The sequence below is a fragment of the Pseudomonas agarici genome (assembly GCF_001543125.1).
Taxonomy (GTDB): Bacteria; Pseudomonadota; Gammaproteobacteria; order Pseudomonadales; family Pseudomonadaceae; genus Aquipseudomonas; species Aquipseudomonas agarici.
Genome location: NZ_CP014135.1, coordinates 5,398,189 through 5,414,492, shown reverse-complemented (window position 1 = coordinate 5,414,492; position 16,304 = coordinate 5,398,189). Strand labels below are relative to the sequence as shown.

Annotated in this window: 14 protein-coding genes; 6 read left to right on the top strand and 8 right to left on the bottom strand. The window is 47.8% G+C overall.

Translation table 11 applies throughout. The features are described from left to right. Positions 1 to 221 precede the first annotated feature (221 nt). The 4 genes from AWM79_RS23725 to secB all read left to right on the top strand — a co-directional run bounded on the left by AWM79_RS23725 (position 222) and on the right by secB (position 5,871). Positions 222 to 2,363, top strand: coding sequence for a hydantoinase/oxoprolinase family protein (locus AWM79_RS23725; protein WP_017134350.1), 2,142 nt, complete (start codon positions 222 to 224; stop codon positions 2,361 to 2,363). A 40-nt stretch (positions 2,364 to 2,403) separates the two neighbouring features. Continuing rightward, positions 2,404 to 4,722: a hydantoinase B/oxoprolinase family protein gene (locus tag AWM79_RS23720; RefSeq protein ID WP_060783883.1), complete on the top strand. Its 2,319-nt coding sequence runs from the start codon at positions 2,404 to 2,406 to the stop codon at positions 4,720 to 4,722. A 75-nt stretch (positions 4,723 to 4,797) separates the two neighbouring features. Next, positions 4,798 to 5,298 (top strand): acetone carboxylase subunit gamma, encoded by a 501-nt coding sequence (locus AWM79_RS23715; protein ID WP_017134348.1) that lies wholly within the window; start codon positions 4,798 to 4,800, stop codon positions 5,296 to 5,298. A gap of 120 nt (positions 5,299 to 5,418) precedes the next feature. Further along, positions 5,419 to 5,871: a protein-export chaperone SecB gene (secB, locus tag AWM79_RS23710; protein ID WP_017134347.1), complete on the top strand. Its 453-nt coding sequence runs from the start codon at positions 5,419 to 5,421 to the stop codon at positions 5,869 to 5,871. A gap of 96 nt (positions 5,872 to 5,967) precedes the next feature. Here secB and AWM79_RS24720 read toward each other — a convergent pair whose 3' ends face one another. The 4 genes from AWM79_RS24720 to AWM79_RS23695 form a co-directional block, all read right to left on the bottom strand. Beyond that, complete coding sequence (locus AWM79_RS24720; RefSeq protein WP_081503079.1) at positions 5,968 to 6,936, bottom strand: YeeE/YedE thiosulfate transporter family protein; 969 nt, start codon at positions 6,934 to 6,936, stop codon at positions 5,968 to 5,970. A gap of 598 nt (positions 6,937 to 7,534) precedes the next feature. Then, positions 7,535 to 8,164, bottom strand: a complete 630-nt coding sequence (locus AWM79_RS24715; RefSeq protein ID WP_082712668.1) for a cytochrome P460 family protein — start codon at positions 8,162 to 8,164, stop codon at positions 7,535 to 7,537. Between the two features lie 166 nt (positions 8,165 to 8,330). Beyond that, a complete protein-coding gene (locus tag AWM79_RS25825; RefSeq protein ID WP_244159600.1) occupies positions 8,331 to 9,218 on the bottom strand; it encodes a helix-turn-helix domain-containing protein in 888 nt (295 codons plus the stop codon). Positions 9,219 to 9,700: 482 nt separating this feature from the next. Beyond that, on the bottom strand, positions 9,701 to 10,267 hold the full coding sequence (locus AWM79_RS23695; RefSeq protein WP_039792943.1) for a carboxymuconolactone decarboxylase family protein: 567 nt from the start codon (positions 10,265 to 10,267) through the stop codon (positions 9,701 to 9,703). A 318-nt stretch (positions 10,268 to 10,585) separates the two neighbouring features. On the opposite strand from AWM79_RS23695, the gene AWM79_RS24705 reads away from it, so the two are divergent. Then, positions 10,586 to 11,500: a LysR family transcriptional regulator gene (locus AWM79_RS24705; protein ID WP_039792942.1), complete on the top strand. Its 915-nt coding sequence runs from the start codon at positions 10,586 to 10,588 to the stop codon at positions 11,498 to 11,500. A gap of 63 nt (positions 11,501 to 11,563) precedes the next feature. Here the strand turns inward: AWM79_RS24705 and AWM79_RS23685 are convergent, their stop codons facing one another. Next, a complete protein-coding gene (locus AWM79_RS23685) occupies positions 11,564 to 12,100 on the bottom strand; it encodes a YkgB family protein (protein WP_060783882.1) in 537 nt (178 codons plus the stop codon). A gap of 710 nt (positions 12,101 to 12,810) precedes the next feature. Beyond that, entirely contained in the window at positions 12,811 to 13,785 is a 975-nt protein-coding gene (locus AWM79_RS23680; RefSeq protein WP_017134342.1) for an AraC family transcriptional regulator, read from the bottom strand. A 118-nt stretch (positions 13,786 to 13,903) separates the two neighbouring features. Here AWM79_RS23680 and AWM79_RS23675 point away from each other — a divergent pair, with 118 nt between their 5' ends. Then, positions 13,904 to 14,437: a carboxymuconolactone decarboxylase family protein gene (locus tag AWM79_RS23675; RefSeq protein WP_017134341.1), complete on the top strand. Its 534-nt coding sequence runs from the start codon at positions 13,904 to 13,906 to the stop codon at positions 14,435 to 14,437. Between the two features lie 77 nt (positions 14,438 to 14,514). On the opposite strand, the gene AWM79_RS25820 is transcribed toward AWM79_RS23675, so the two are convergent. Then, positions 14,515 to 15,393 (bottom strand): helix-turn-helix domain-containing protein, encoded by an 879-nt coding sequence (locus AWM79_RS25820; RefSeq protein ID WP_244159599.1) that lies wholly within the window; start codon positions 15,391 to 15,393, stop codon positions 14,515 to 14,517. Positions 15,394 to 15,427: 34 nt separating this feature from the next. Continuing rightward, complete coding sequence (locus tag AWM79_RS23670; protein ID WP_060783881.1) at positions 15,428 to 16,102, bottom strand: peroxiredoxin-like family protein; 675 nt, start codon at positions 16,100 to 16,102, stop codon at positions 15,428 to 15,430. Positions 16,103 to 16,304: the final 202 nt, after the last annotated feature.

Below are 16,304 nucleotides of genomic sequence, written 5' to 3'. Positions count from 1 at the left end.
CCGATTTTCGAACGCAATAGCCTTCATCAGAGTTGTCTTTTTTCTAGGCGAAGAGTGTTTCCCATTGTTTTTATTAGCTTATTTTTTGTTGGCATAACCGATGCTATGTATTTAAGCGGTTGCCCGGGCCGATGGGTTTGGATGACCTAATGTGTTGCGCCTGGTCAGGACTGGGCAAACGGCGTCAGCAATCAGCAATAAGAATAATAGAGGATATAATCTTGAACCAATTAGCGAATCCAGTAGAAGTCCTCGGTATCGATGCCGGTGGCACTATGACCGATACCTTTTTTGTGCGAGCCGATGGAACGTTTGTCGTAGGTAAGGCGCAGAGTAACATCAATGAGTCCCAGGCGGTGCTGGAGTCCAGCAAGGATGCTCTAGGACATTGGAATAGAACGGTCGAGGATGTGTTCCCCGAAATGGTGACCTGCGTCTTCTCGGGAACCGCCATGCTCAATCGTGTCGTGGGACGCAAAGGGTTGCGCACCGGGCTGATCGTCAGCAAGGGATTTGAAGATTTTCACCGCATGGGACGAGCCATCCAAAGCTATCTGGGTTATGCCTTCGAGGATCGTATTCACCTCAACACCCATCGTTATGACGAACCCCTGGTGAGCATCAAGGACACTCGTGGCGTCACCGAACGGATCGATTCCAAGGGCAATGTGGTGATTCCGGTGCGCCTGCAGGAAGCCCGGGAGGCCGCGCGCGAGCTGATCGAGCAGGGCTGTAAGACGATCGTCATCAGTCTGCTGAGTTCCTATCTGAATGGCGATCATGAAAAGGCCGTCCGCGATGTCTGTAAGGAGGTTGTCCGGGAGATGGGGGTCGAGATTCCGGTGTTTGCCTCCGTGGACTATTACCCGATGCGCAAGGAAAGCCACCGCACCAACACCACCATCCTTGAGGCTTATGCGGCTGAGCCCTCGCGTACCACCTTGGGGACCATCAGCAACAGCATGAAGGATATTGGCGGCCAGTTCGATCTGCGGGTCATGGCCAGCCACGGTGGCACCATCAGTTGGAAAGCCAAGGAGTTGGCGCGCTCCTTGGTGTCGGGACCGATTGGCGGGGTAATCGGGGCCAAGTTTCTGGGCGAAAAACTCGGTTACGAGAATATCGCCTGTTCCGATATTGGCGGGACCAGCTTCGACATGGCGCTGATCACCAAGAACAACTTCGCCATCCATAAAGATGGCGATATGGCGCGCCTGGTGCTTTCTCTGCCATTGGTGGCGATGGACTCCATCGGTGCCGGCGCGGGAAGCTTCGTGCGTATCGATCCCCATGCCAATGCGATCAAGCTGGGGCCAGATAGTGCGGGCTATAAGGTCGGTACCTGTTGGCCGGAGGGAGGTCTGGATACCGTCTCGGTGACCGACTGTCACATCATCCTGGGTTATCTGAATCCCAAGAACTTCCTCGGTGGGGTCTTGAAACTGGATGTCGAGCGGGCGCGGCGCGAAATCAAACGTCAGATCGCCGATCCCCTGGGACTCTCGGTCGAGGATGCCGCCGCCGGGGTCATCGAGCTGCTGGATCTATCCCTGCGCCAGCATCTGCGGGCCATGATCACGGGGAAGGGCTACAACCCCTCTGACTTCGTCTGCTTCTCCTATGGCGGCGGCGGTCCCGTGCATGCCTACGGCTATACCAAGGGACTGGGTTTCAAGGAAACCATCGTGCCCGCTTGGGCGGCCGGTTTTTCTGCCTTCGGCTGCGCGACCGCCGATTTCGAATATCGCTACGACAAGAGTGTCGACATCGGTATCAACGAGAAGTCCACCACTGCAGATATCACCGCAGCCACCACCACCCTGCAGGCAGCCTGGGACGAACTGCGCGCCAAGGTGTTGGAAGAGTTTCGGATCAATGGTTTCAAAGATGAGGAGGTCACTCTGAGCCCTGGTTACTCCATGCAATATCTGGGGCAGTTGAACGATTTGGAAATCGATTCGCCGGTGGCGGCGCTCTCCGGTGCCGAGGACTGGGACGATCTGGTGCAGTCGTTCAACGATACCTACGCGCGGGTCTACGCCGACGCCGCGAGATCGCCGGAATTGGGTTACGGGATCACCGGCGCCATCATGCGCGGTTCCGTGGAAACCAAGAAACCCAATATTCCCGAGGAACCGGGAGCCGGTCCTACTCCGTCGCTTGAATCACACCTGGGTACCCGGCCTTTCTATTACGAAAAAAAGTGGGTCGACGCCGCTATCTATCATATGGAAAAGCTTAAGCCCGGTAACGAAATAAAAGGCCCGGCGGTCATCGAATCCGATGCCACCACTTATGTGATTCCGCCGGGATTCGAGACGTTCCTGGATGTGAACCGTCTGTTCCATCTGATCGAATGCTAATGACCAGCCAATTATAAATATAACGTGTTGAGGATCTCTCATGACTATTCAAGAAACCTTTGTCCAGGCGGGAAAACTGCTGGATAGCGGACTGACGCTCAATGAGCATCGCAATCTGATTTTGCAGCGCACGGAAAGAACAGGGTGCTACAACGGTCTGACACGGCTGGAGTTTAAAGAGTCGGACCCCATCGGTTATGAGCGGATTTTTTCCAAGCTCCGTGCGGGGTTGGTCAATTCCCGCGAAGTAGCCAAGAAGATTGCGGCATCGCCCATCGTCGAGCAAGAAGGAGAACTGTGCTTTACCCTCTATAACGTGGCAGGGGACTGTATTGCCACCTCTACGGGAATCATTATTCATGTGGGCACCATGGGCGCCGCCATCAAATACATGATTCAGAATAACTGGGAATCCAATCCTGGAATCAACCCAGGTGACATGTTCACCAACAACGATTGCCAGATCGGTAACGTGCATCCTTGCGATATCGCCACCATCGTGCCGATTTTCCATGAAGGCCTGCTGATTGGCTGGGTGGGCGGTGTGACCCACGTCATCGATGTGGGTGCGGTGGGGCCTGGCTCGATGTCCAACGGTCAAGTCCAGCGTTTCGGTGACGGGGTGCAGATCACCTGTCGCAAGACCGGTATCAACGACACGCCGCTGCGCGATTGGCTCCATGAGAGCCAGCGCAATGTGCGCACGCCAAAGTATTGGATCCTGGACGAGAAGACCCGTATCGCTGGCTGCCACATGATCCGCAATCTGGTCGAGGAAACGGTTCGCGAAGAAGGTATCGCGGCCTATGAAAAATTTACCACCGAAGTAATCGAGGATGGCCGTCGCGGGCTCATCAGCCGGATCAAGGCGATGACCATTCCCGGCAAGATCCGCACCGTCGCCTTTGTCGATGTGCCCTACATGCATGAAGATGTGGTCGTCCCGCCTTTCGCCAAGCTCAATACCATCATGCACGCCCCGTGCGAAATCACGGTCAAACCCGATGCTACCTGGCGCCTCGATTTCGAGGGCTGCAGCCGTTGGGGCTGGCACACCTACAATGCCAACCCGGTGGCATTCACCAGTGGCATCTGGGTCATGATGACCCAAACCCTGGTCCCCACTGAACGGATCAATGACGGTGCCCGTTACGCCACCGAGTTCCGCATGCCCAAAGGTACCTGGACCAATCCTGACGACCGCCGTACCGCCCACGCCGATGCCTGGCACTTCCTGGTCTCCTCCTGGAGCTCCCTGTGGCGTGGTGTGAGCCGAACGTATTTCGGTCGTGGCTATCTGGAGGAGGTCAACGCGGGCAACTCCAACCCCTGTAACTGGCTGCAGGGCGGCGGTATCAACCAAGAAGGCGAGATCCACGCCGTCAACAGCTTCGAAACCGCAGCCTGTGGCACGGGCGCCTGCGCCGTCAAGGATGGCCTGAATCACGCGGCGGCGATTTGGAACCCCGAAGGGGACATGGGCGATATCGAGATCTGGGAGCTGGCCGAACCGCTGCTCTATATGGGACGGACCATCAAGACCAATACCGGCGGGTATGGTAAATACCGCGGCGGTCTTGGATTTGAAACCTTGCGTATGGTCTGGGGCTCCGCCGATTGGACCATGTTCTTTATGGGCAACGGTTATATGAACAGCGACTGGGGGCTGATGGGGGGATATCCGGCCGCCACCGGTTACCGCTTCGAAGCCCATGACACTGGCCTTTTGGATCGCATCAAAGCGGGAAAATCACTGCCTCTTGGTAAGGATCGCGATCCCAGCGCCTGCGAATTCGAGAAACATCTCGACGCCGGTGCGCAGGTTAAGCGTGATAAGCAGTGCATCACTACTGAAACAATCTTCAAAAATGGTGATCTCTACCTCAATTACCTGCGTGGCGGCCCTGGCTTTGGTGATCCCCTGGATCGCGATCCGACGGCGGTCGCCGACGATCTCAACCAGAACTTCGTGCTGCCTGAATTTGCTCAAAAGGTTTATGGCGTAGTGATCTCTCAGAACGAAGCCGGCGACTGGATGGTCGATGAAAAGAAGACAGTGGCACGGCGCCAGGCGATCCGCCAGGAAAGAATTACCCGGGGCCAACCGACCCAGCAATGGATGAAACAGGAGCGTCAGAAGATTCTGGATAAGGAGGCATCGGTCCAGGTCCAGCAGATGTTCGCTTCCAGCTTTGCTTTGTCGGAGAAGTTCCTTGGCGAATTCAAAGCGTTTTGGGAGTTGCCGACCGCATGGGCGCTGAAAGAGAAAGATCTCGGTATCCCTATGTTTGGTGCTGAACACCATATGGATCTGAGCGAACTGCCCGATGTTCACCCCGTGATCATGACCGAACAGTGATTGTCTGCGAAGAGGGTGCCCGAGCATCCTTATCAATGACATCTCACAATTCAAAAAACAAAAGAGAGACTGATTATGTCAACCTATACCAAAAAACAAGTGTCTGATTTGGTCAAAGGGGACTTGGACTGGGATACTTTGCACCGCATGTTGTCTTTACCTAAGGACAAGGAACGTTACGCTAATTACATCGCCGTGTTACAGGAACAGGTATCTTGGGACGATAAGATCATCATACCCCTCGGTCCTCACCTTTTTCTTGCGGAAACACCGAAAGATAAGAAACTTGTCAGCAAATGCTCATGCGGTTATGAGTATGGCGATTACCGGAAAAACTGGAAGCTCAATGCATTGATCTACGTGCGTGACAGTAAAGAAAAGATGCAGGAGGTCTATCCTGCGCTGATGGCGCCAGACACCAGTTGGCAAGTTTACCGCGAGTACTATTGTCCAAGTTGTGGGGTGATGCACGATGTCGAGGCGCCCACTCCTTGGTATCCGGTCATTCACGACCTCCAGCCGGATTTGAAATCCTTGTTTGATTGGCTGGATCTGCCGGCGCCAGTGAACGCCTGACCGGCGTCCGTCACGCTGATTGATACCCCGACCGGGGCTCCGGTTGGGGTATTGCGCAGATTCCTTCCATGGCAAGCCAGCTTAATAAATTGAAATGCTGAAGAAATTATGAGGCGGATTATGTTGGACAAAGATAAAAATACCCATAAGACCGAACAGGTGTTTTTCGCGTTACAAAAAATCTATATTAAAAACTCATCTTTTGAAGCGCCGAATGCGGCAAAGGTTTTCAAGCAGAACTGGAAGCCTGAGGTCAGCCTGGATCTGAATGTCAGCTACGAATCGATCGGCGACGACCTCTATGAAGTGGTGCTGTCCATATCGATCACCGCAAAAAACGATAGCCTTCTGGCTTTCTTGGTCGAGATCGACCAGGCCGCATTGTTTATCATCAAGGGCTTACCCGAGCAGAAACTGGATGAAGCCCTCAATTGCGCCTGTCCTATGATCATGTTTCCTTATATCCGCGAGGCCCTCGACACCATAATGTTGAAGGGGTGTTTCCCACCGCTGATGCTGGCCCCCGTCAACTTCGACGCGCTCTATACGGAAAAAAACAGAGCCCGTGCTTAAGCCGGAAAATATTGCTTTGGCGGTTGTTCATGGATGGGTGTCGGGTAGACAGATTGCAGAGCGCTTAGGGTTTGCACGAAATAACCACACAGGCCACTAAGCGCTGTGACTAAGCTTAAATAGTCCGATTACCGCAACAAGCATCGCTGCATAAGCGATAAGAGCGTGGGGGGCGAGTGATGGAATACCGTGCAGCAGTAAAGTCTCGTTACCACCTGGGATGATTTCCGCGGAAAAACTCATCAACGAGCCTCCCGCGAGCTTTCGAAAAAAAGGTAAGGGTTGGGGTTTTCGGACTATTAGTTTGCGGGTCTTTCTCGCTGCCACGATGGCCCCCAAAATGAGCGATCCCGTAGCGGTAAACACCTGGAGAGCGACATCAGGTTGAGCTGGGTTGATCAGTTTGGCGGCACTGTGGGAAAGCACCGTCAGATATCCCCAGTTGCCGATTATCGCGTGGAGCAACCCCCCGGCGGCACCGATCACAGACATCGAAAAAAAAGGGCTCCAGGCGCTACCGGAAGGAGTCATGTTATTATTCGATGCAATGAAGCGATGCTTTAAATCAATATCATGAAAAGCAATTGCGATAAATGCCGCCCATATACAAATAGTTAACACGTTAGGTGTCGACAGATTTACTAAATAGAGAGGACTGCTGGGGGGGAATGGAACCACTTGAGCCAGGAGTGCGCCGATAAACATACCAATAAGCGTCCCAATATAGTCAGTTTCGCCATTAGCCAGATGAGCAATCGTGCCAAACACGCACGAACGATTTAGAAAAGCGCCAAAGCCGAAAAGTGCTCCAGCGACGAAGGTGATCTCAGAAGGTTTATAAGTGGGGGAGAGGTTAACAACACTTGGGAAAAACCAAACACTTGGTAAAAGCAGAGCTCCTGCCCATGCCGCGGCTGTAATAAACGCCCGAAGGTGGCTGGTTTGCTTATGTTTCATCCAATGGCCGACTGCAGCTACCGCACAAATATCGCCACGTCTTATGGCAAAGCCCATGATGAAAGCAAGGGCTGAGCTGATAACGATGGTACTGATAGAGTATGACAATTTCGTTAATTCTAATTAAGTTAATAGGAGGTTGAACGATTTGCAGTTGTAAGATAAAGTATCAGTTAGTTGTTTGTTGTGTTGAAACGAAAAAAATTTCCGTTGGTCTGTGATTACTATAGTTCAGATTTTTCTTCTTCTCAAAGAAATTGTAAAAAATTTATGCGTTTTTGGGGAAGAGTCTAAAGATCGTGAGACTTTTTAAGAAGTTTAAAAAAGTCTGTAATATAAAATGTTAATCTAGATGAAGTGCGATGAAAATTCTGAGTGGTAGAGTGTTGTTGGCTATTGTTTTATTTTTATAGGGTATAAAATTTGTAGAAAGTATCTTATGTGAAAGTGGCTGGGTAATCTTCTTGTTCCCTGTAATTTCTAAAATCTGAAGCCGTGGTGAGCGCGGATAGTAAAGGTTATCTTCGCTATAAATCCGCGCTCGGCTTATTTATTGGAGTATAATGTCTGCATAAGCTGTCAACACGGCATTCCCTCAGTAAACTCAATGCAATACTCATTAGCTTTTAGGGGGTTCACTGAAGGGCCGGCTTTTCAACATTCCGAGTCTGATAGGCTTGCCCTGTGAATGAATTATATTGTGTTTTTAGTTGTTGAGTGTCGAGATCTTGTCATGTGCGTTGAGAAGAGGATATGCCCATACATGTACCCAGTCAGTTTTCTTTACAGGGGTATGGCAAGCGATGCATGTACTTGTATCTTTGTTGGTAGTGACGGATGGAGCCTCTTGAGCAATTAACGCCCAACCCCAGCCATCAGTCCATATTCCGCTGTCTTTGTAGCGACCTTTTGTGTCTTTTATCATCACAAACCAACCTTCTCCTTGATTCCAAAATGAAGCATGGCCTGTCGTCAGGTCGGCTGCCGTGGTGCCTTGTAGTTCTTTGATTAGCATAGCGCCATCGGGAAAATCCCCGTGGGAGCGATAATATTCAATCGAGTCGCGATCAACATACACTTGGTGGAGCTGTTTTAAGCCCCCCAATGAATCTCCACCAGGTACTGCGAAGGAACCAAGAAATACAAATTCCGTTCTATAATCTTTCGGTACCTTTATATTTCCATTTTTATCTACATAATTTTTGTAGGTTTGTGAATAAGTTGTGGAGTGAATATTTGAAGGTTTAGCCATTGACTCTGCTAGCGATATGGCTGGAAGCGTAGAAACCAGCAAGGCCGTGAGTACGGTTACGACTCTGATTTTATTGGCAATCATTTTAATAACCTGCTTCGGAATTAATGAATTTTACGACAAGCTGCAAGCTGCATTGAGCGTTTCACGCGTGCATAGAGCTAATCGCTCATAAATTTTAGTTGATAATCATCTCCTGTCATTTCAAAATCGTGCTTTTTTAAGACGTAAGTCTTGAACGACACCAAGTTTAATTGCACCAAAGATCTCGGTATTGTCCTGGTGTTATTCCAACATGTTGTTTAAAAGCCGTGCTAAAGTGCGATTGTGAACTGAAGCCGCATTCTTGGGAAATTTGTGCCAGGGTAAGGTTCGATTCAGCCAACATATGTTCGGCACGTCGTACCCTATGTTGCAGAATATAAGCATGAGGGGATTGCCCTGTCCGGGCTTTAAATGTGCGTGTAAAATGAAAATGGCTCTGTGCGGCAATACTTGCAAGTTCTCCAACATGGATTGAAGAACCAATACGTTGCTCGATATATTCGGCTACCTTAACGAACCTAGGTTCTGGCAGGCACGACTTTGGCAGTTCTATTTCAAAATTAAGTGCAGTGTTTTTTTTGCCTTTTAATATCATTGCAATAATAAATCGGGCTGCGGCTGGGCAGTGAAGACCGTTCCTAACCAGGCTGGCGCAGGTATTAATTCCATCTCCGATCTTTTCAACTACACGACGTGCAACACAACCAAAGCCTGATTCTGGGCCGTAATGAAGGACTATATTTTTAAGGCAAGTTAAGTTTAGCTGTAAAGTTTCAAGGGTTCGTAATAGAAAGTAGTCATCAATCATTATCTCTACAAAGCTATTCGGAGTTTCCCATGTGATGATTTGGCTGTTTTCCGCGCCTTTTAGCACAAGGCATGTGCCATACTTTATTTCCACCTCCTTGTGACGTTCCAATTCGGTAAGCGATAGTGAACCATTAGAGGTGAGAAAAATTATTATCGTCATTTGTCCGCGACGAGACGAGTACCGTTGATTTCCTTTTTGTTTTAATGACCTGGCGCTGACAATTGTGTATATTTGAGTTGTGATAGAGGTTGAGTCGGAGCGAGGAGGAAGTAGTACCGTCATATTAGCCTCTGAAATACTTTTAGCTGTCGGCTATTAGTCCGTGAATAGCTATTATTAGATGTCTATCTTTTCTAATTGATCACAAAACGATACGGTTTTCTGATCGTTGTATAAGAGTCGGGAGAATAAGCTGAGGAGAGCCTCTAAGTGGCCTGAACGCAACGCTTGAGCTACTATGCCCCTGATCGTCACCTGTAGGAAAGATGTGATTTTTTCTACTAAAAGGTGAGTCATTTGCTTGCTCCAATTGGCGTGAAACCTTCTGTTGTTTCCACGTTTGCTTGAAAGCCCTAGAGCGCGCCGGAGAACACGCCCACATCAGCGAGATAACGGTGCAAGCATAACCTATACGATCAGTGGTCGGGAAAGACCGGTTGTTTTATCAGTATAGTAGGTTTTTTTGGATTGATAGGATGTGCTTGTCTCCGATTTAACTAAGTTAGCCCAATCAAGAGTAAGGCTATTTCAAAAACTTGCTATTTTTATGATTGATTTTGCATGATCTCATCTTTGCTCTCAGCGTGAGGGAAGTCAATGATGGTATTGTTTATTCTGTTTACCAGGCTGGTGAATTTTGTGGACGTGATAACAAAGCAGATCTCTATTAGATTTTTTTCGGTGTAACCAACGTTAAAAAGCTCTTGAATACTGCGGAAACTAATCACTCCCTTTGAGCTTATTAGCGTTCTGGTGAAGTCAAGTAGTGTATCAAATTTTTCGATGTTGGTTGGTTGTGCTATTTTTATTTTTTTTATAGTGTCTTGCGATAGACCGGCGAATTGCGCCAAAAACGTATGCGCAGTAATACAATAGTCGCAACCGGCGTTTACACCGACTGTGAGCCTAATTGCTTCTATTTCTATTTTTGAAAGCGTACCTTTCTCTATTATTTCATCGAGCTCAAGTATGGCTTTTAAACCTGTTGGGCTATGCGTTCCAATAGTTGCATAAACATTAGGTACCATGCCTGCCGCTTTTTTTATGGAGGTGTAGATTTCGGAGGCGATGCCAGAAGCTGAAGATGGATGAATGGTTGACAAGCGAGACATTGGAACTTTCCCTTGGTCTGACGATGTGGTAACTACTAGCTGCTCACAAGGTATGCGTGTTTGCTATTACTTGGCTCAGATAGATGCATCGAAAGGCATTAGTCGGTGGTGCATTTCAACACAGTCAAAGCAGATCTCAATGCTTGCAAATGATCAGTAAATTATTACAAGGCAAGCAAGACGTGCTCGAAGCTGCGCTCAGATATAAATTATCATTTGGCTTTGTGCGTTTTTATTGCTGACTGTATCTAGGATAATCGGCTATTATTGCTTAATAGACTAGCCACCTAACGCAGATAACATAAATTCGGATTTTGCATGAGTGAATATCTTTTTCCATTTCGTTTATTCGTCCGTGTCGCTTATTCAGGCAGTTTCTCCCGCGCTGGTCGAGAGCTAGGTATTTCTCAGTCCTCAGCTTCGCGGATAATTGCTGCTTTAGAGCATGACCTGGGAGCGAAGTTGCTGGTTCGAACGACGCGTGCAGTAATGCTTACTCCGGCAGGTGAAGCTTACTTGGCAAACATAGAGCCCATACTGGCGGCTTTTGATGAAGCAAATCTTGCCACTCGTGGCGGAACACAGCATCATGGCCGGCTGAGACTTGGAATACACTCCGGTGTGTCTCTCAGAGAGGTTGTACCGAAATTATCAGAGTTCCTTGATGCTCATCCAGCGCTAAGCGTCGATCTGGTTGCAGATCAGCCTAACCGAGATGCGCTAAGAGAGCGTGTAGACCTCACCCTCCAGGTAGATGTGCCTGAAAATGTCACAACATCAATGCGGCTTGTCAGCAGTACTCCTAAGATTTTAGTTGCTTCTCCCAAGTATCTTTTGCTCCGAGGAGTGCCGAACTCGCCTGTTGAACTGATGGCACATTCAATTATCGCTGAGCCTTCTTCGTCGAGAGCAGGTACCTGGTTTTTTTCGCACAATGGTAAGGCTGTATCAATCAGTATTGAACGGAGAATGACGGCTAATGCGTATGAAGCAGCCATGGCTGCGGCTGTTAGTGGCGTCGGTATTATGTCTACAGGGCTCTGGTCGTGTAAAGCGGAACTAGAGTCGGGTGTATTGATTCGCGTGCTTGAGAACTGGGATATGGGCGATATTAAACTCTATGCTTTGTTTCCGGCAGGCGCCGCATCGAAAACTGTCGCACGTTCCTTTGTCACCCACTTGGTCTCGGAATTCCAAAAGCAAGAACAGAGTGGTAAAGCATGGCCCCCCTAAATGTTGTTATGGGGAGCCATGTATTCTTGATGTTCTTAAGTATTTAAATCTTGCTCAACTCGATTACTTGTGACGCATTTTATATCGCTGGCTCTCTATGGCTGTCAGCGAATTTCCGATTACCAATATGGATAAAGCCAACAAGCCGACGTCTTTTAGTAGAAATTGACCGGGAACAACTGATATGGCAGGGAAGCCCAGTGCCGGCTCAAACACCACTGGAGTCGTGAGCATAAATGTAAGTGTCGTTACAAATAGTCCAACTGATAGAATTCCGCCAATAAGTGATAGTTTAGGAGATATGCATCTGGCTGAAATTAATAGTCCAATCGCAATCTCAAGAATCCCTAGGAAATAGGAGAATCCCATGATACTCATGAAATTATACATCCAAGATAACACTGGACTATGACTTACAAAACCGTAAATACCGTTCGCCTCATACTCGGTAAATTTCATACCGCCGAACCATAAATAGATTACCGTTAGTGCGGCAAAGGCGGCATACCATCCTGTTCGAGTGATTAGCACGCCTAAAGAATTGTTGATTATAAGAAGGTTTTCAATCTTATCGATATGCGAAAGCGGTCGGGTGTTCATGGTGTCTCCTCAAAAAAAGCATAAATATTTCTTATTAATCATGGGGGAAATGTGAATATCGGTTACTTCAATATCTCGTAGTCATTTTTCCTCTCGCATAAAATTAAAGCTCGGGGTGTTTGTGAGCTTGGATAATCCCTAGTTAATTTTAGCCATAGGACTTGTACCCACGCTAAGAAAGAGCCTCGAACTTTATATAAAGTAGGCAGAAATGGTAAAAAATATTTATGTGTTTAATTTTAATTTTCGCAAAAAATTAAATTTTAAAAAAAGGTGGACGCATAAACCAGCGAACGTGCGTCCCACCTAAGGGATGATCAAAGGAGCTCCTTCAAAGAGGCCACCGCTAAAATTGCTTGAAATGTAAAGTCGTAATTCATGCTTCACTTGAGAGCGGGGACAAACATTAGCTTGTTTGTTTACAGGTTTGTTTCGAAATCGTGCTTTTTTTGATTGGACGTCTAATGCATCGAGCTACGCTAATGGTCTGTACAGTCAGTTGGTTGGCCCAAGTTCGGCTGGCACAAGTCCATGGCCAATGTGCCATGACCCGTTATAGCTTGCTATGGCGAGGGACAGCAACGCGGATCAGGGGACTTGTCGCGCCGAAATTGACTAACCAAACAGGCTACCGGGAGCGAGGGGCCAGGCAATCACTTTAACGTTCGTTGGGGTCGGTTGAATCAAAGTCGATTGGGCTTGATCGGGGTTCATGGTGTCTCTGAGCTTTGAGTGGTGAGCAGCCTCGATTGTACGCGCCATTTGCCCGGCGTCATCCCTATGTGGTTTTTGAACGCCCTTTGGAAGGCCGCATCCGATTTGTATCCAGTGTCTTGAGCTATTTTAGAGATTGAGTTCGATGTCTGCGCGAGCTGCTTGCTTGCCTTCATCATGCGTATTTCTACGAGCATATCATTAGCGGACCTGCCAACTGCCTCACCAAATTGTCTCGCAAAGGTCGACCTCGACATCAGGCACAAAGATGCTAATTCTGACATCGTCCATGTCTTGGAGTAATCTTCAAACATTGCTGTAAAAGCTGGCTGAAGCCTTGGGCGTTGCACTAGACGTAACAACCCGGTTAGCGGTTCGGCACCTTCACTCGCCAGGCGTAAGGTCATACCAAAAAGCGCCCCGGACAGGTGATTAATTATCGACTCACTACCAGAACTGTGTTCTATTGCTTCTTCATGCATTAACGTTACTAATCGGGCGAGTCGGGTACGTGCGACTTGTTCTTCCGTTGAGTGGGTGAAGTTATTAGGATCGCAAATTCCCCGAATAATTAGCTGTCGAGGCAAGTTGTCCTTTATCATTTGTCGTGGAGATAATGGTAAAATAAAGCGCCCACAGAGCATGTTTACAGGTTTAGCATCGCTCTCATTAGTTATAATTCTAAGACCGCGTTCACGATGCGACTTGCCAGTCGTCGATAAGGCTCTGCCCCCTTCATATAAAACATGGGAGACACCCGAAGGGATGAGTAAAATGTCGCCTGCTTGCATAAATAAGACGGGATGCTCGCCGTCGTCGACTTGAGCGGTGCCCCGCAAGAGTATGTGATAAGGGATCTCGCGCGGTCCGCTGGCGGCGTAATCGAGTCTCCAGGGAGGACTGAAATGGCACCGAATGTCCAGCGTACCGCTTGCCGGCATCAGAAGAAGCAATCTGCTTAAAATGTCCATTCGAGACGCTCGAGCATGAATTCGGTTAATTATAGCATTAACATGACAGGCGTCCAGGGTTAGGCTATACAGTCTCTCATGCACTGAGGTTAATTGCTTTATTCAGTAGGAGTATTCGATGTCGCGCTTGACCACCATGGATCCGACTGAAGCTAGCGGATTGCTGGCAGAAACCTTCGCATCTATTAAAAGAGCCGCAGGTATGATTCCTAATGCTTATTTAACTATCGGAACGCATAGTCCGGAGGGATTGGACGCGGTGCTGCGTATAGATGAAGTGGTCGCTAAGAGCGATATTTCTGATGCTGATTTAGAGATTATTCGCCTGGTGGTGAGTGAGTGGACGGGTTGCCGTTACTGCATCGCGGCTCATAGTCTAAAAGCTCATTTTTTTGGCCTTTCGCACGAGATTACTTCAAACATTCGAGAAGGTAGTAGCACCGGTGATTTTCGTCGTGATGCCCTCGTTGAATTTGTCCGAACGATTTTTAGTAGCAAGGGGGCGCTTAATTCGCAGAGTGTGGAGTCGATAATTGCCGCAGGATATTCTGAGCGCCAAATTATCGAGATGTCCCTGGCGATTGCATCAACGATATTCATCAGTACCGTAAATCGAATTAATGATACAGAGATAGATTACCCTGAATTTTGATCGGTTTAATGGTGTCCTAAGTTTGCTATTTTTATAATTAATACTGTGATGGTACTTCCAGTCATGTAGTCTTGTGCTCAGCGATGAAGATCGCGGTATTTTCCAGGTGTTAAGCCTATTCGTTTCTTGAATGTTGTTGTGAAATGGGATTGTGAATTGAAACCCGAGTCGTTGGCGATCTGTGAGAGGCTGACGTTAGTTTCAGATAGTAAAAATTCTGCGCGGCGAATTCTACTGTCCAAGATATAGGAGTGCGGAGAGCTACCAGTGCTCGCTCGAAATGTGCGGGCGAAGTGAAATCTACTTTGGGCGGCAATTTCGGCCATTTCAGAAACACTTATTGCAGTTGATATTTCATTTTCGATATGATCGACAATTTCTTTCAAGATGTTCTCTGGTAGAGAGAGCCTCTTCTTATTCGATTTATCCTGATTTATGTTGTTTCGAATGTTAACCATCATTGCAATCAGAAAACGTGCCGTAGGCGCACAATAATATCCATCTGCCACTAAGCTTGCACTGGTTTTTTGATTCCCCAACATTTTGCATGCTAAACGTTTAGCGAGGGCACCGAATCCTGCTTCCGGGCCATAAACTCCGATAACGTCTGAGAGCGCAGTTTTACTCGGTGTAACTGCTGCTATCACATCTGAAACAAATCTATCTTCAATAGCTATCTCGAGCAGCTTATTAGGGGCAGTCCAGGACATGGTCTGCTCTTTTTCAGTGTTCCCGATCAGCACTGTGGTACCAATCTTGGCCTCGACGTTGATGCTGGCTGAAGAGTTACTAAATACCAGGCGTCCGTTATCGCTAAGAAATATAACTATGGTAAAACGCCCGGTGTTTGAAACATAATTACCTGAAGGTTCGCAATTTAAAATACGTGCACTGACCAACACAATAGGGCGGTAACGTCTTGAATTGTTCGATTGGATCAGCCTTTGGTGTTGCATTTATTATCTCGCTTTAGCTGAAAAGGGTAGGCAGCTATTCTATCGCGCGGCTTTTGCGAGGCTGCGGCATATTGTCCAGTACTAATAAGATTTCATTCATGCTCATTAGTTGTACATAATTCGGGTTGACGTCTGAATACACAATAGTCCCTTGTCTATCGATAATATAGAACGATGTCATGGGTAGCAGCTCACAATCTGCTCCATTCAATTTATCGAGGTCTGCTCCAAGTTGGAGATAGGTTTTTTTAAGAGACACCGATAGCCGCCATGCAACCTGAAACTCCTGGGCGATTCGACTGCGAGAATCGCACAGCAGTGGAAAGTTGAAAGCTTGTTTTCTGTCTACATCTACTTGGGAGAAATGTAGTTGTGGTGATATGGCAATGACTGACACTCCTCTATCACTTAGCGCCGTATGGATTGTTTCTAGAGCAATGAGGGTCGTATATGAATACCAGCACCATAGTCCTCTTAAAAAGACAATAACAACAGGCCCTTTTCGAGTAAGATCAAGCGAATTTACTTCGCTTCCCTCCATGTCGAATAATGTGAAATCAGGCGCACGGAGTCCCGCCTTGATTGCATGTGTTGCAATTTTTGATTCACACAACTCCACAATCGAATTTCGTAAAATTTCCTGACCCTTGGCAGCAGGCGGGTTCTGATTTCCCGTTAGAAAATTAACCGGGGGCGTGTACAACACCATCAATTTTCCTTAGTTTTTTAATTTCTTTAAAATTTATTGATTATACAAATTTTTAGGGAAAAATTTCTCGAATTGCAGTTTGTGTTATCACCAAAATGTTTATTTTTCAAACGCGTGAATTACCGTAGATCATGGTAGCATAAGTTTATTCCAAAAACGTGCGGTTTTTTATTTGCCATGAAAACTGCTGCGATTGGTGCGG

Excerpts from the sequence above, each read along its gene's own strand:
- AWM79_RS24715 (WP_082712668.1), bottom strand. The coding sequence starts at position 8,164 with ATGATTGCCAATAAAATCAGAGTCGTAACCGTACTCACGGCCTTGCTG.
- AWM79_RS23715 (WP_017134348.1), top strand. The coding sequence starts at position 4,798 with ATGTCAACCTATACCAAAAAACAAGTGTCTGATTTGGTCAAAGGGGAC.
- AWM79_RS23675 (WP_017134341.1), top strand. The coding sequence starts at position 13,904 with ATGTCGCGCTTGACCACCATGGATCCGACTGAAGCTAGCGGATTGCTG.
- AWM79_RS23695 (WP_039792943.1), bottom strand. The coding sequence starts at position 10,267 with ATGTCTCGCTTGTCAACCATTCATCCATCTTCAGCTTCTGGCATCGCC.
- secB (WP_017134347.1), top strand. The coding sequence starts at position 5,419 with ATGTTGGACAAAGATAAAAATACCCATAAGACCGAACAGGTGTTTTTC.
- AWM79_RS25820 (WP_244159599.1), bottom strand. The coding sequence starts at position 15,393 with ATGCAACACCAAAGGCTGATCCAATCGAACAATTCAAGACGTTACCGC.
- AWM79_RS23670 (WP_060783881.1), bottom strand. The coding sequence starts at position 16,102 with ATGGTGTTGTACACGCCCCCGGTTAATTTTCTAACGGGAAATCAGAAC.
- AWM79_RS23680 (WP_017134342.1), bottom strand. The coding sequence starts at position 13,785 with ATGGACATTTTAAGCAGATTGCTTCTTCTGATGCCGGCAAGCGGTACG.
- AWM79_RS23720 (WP_060783883.1), top strand. The coding sequence starts at position 2,404 with ATGACTATTCAAGAAACCTTTGTCCAGGCGGGAAAACTGCTGGATAGC.
- AWM79_RS23685 (WP_060783882.1), bottom strand. The coding sequence starts at position 12,100 with ATGAACACCCGACCGCTTTCGCATATCGATAAGATTGAAAACCTTCTT.
- AWM79_RS24705 (WP_039792942.1), top strand. The coding sequence starts at position 10,586 with ATGAGTGAATATCTTTTTCCATTTCGTTTATTCGTCCGTGTCGCTTAT.
- AWM79_RS25825 (WP_244159600.1), bottom strand. The coding sequence starts at position 9,218 with ATGACGGTACTACTTCCTCCTCGCTCCGACTCAACCTCTATCACAACT.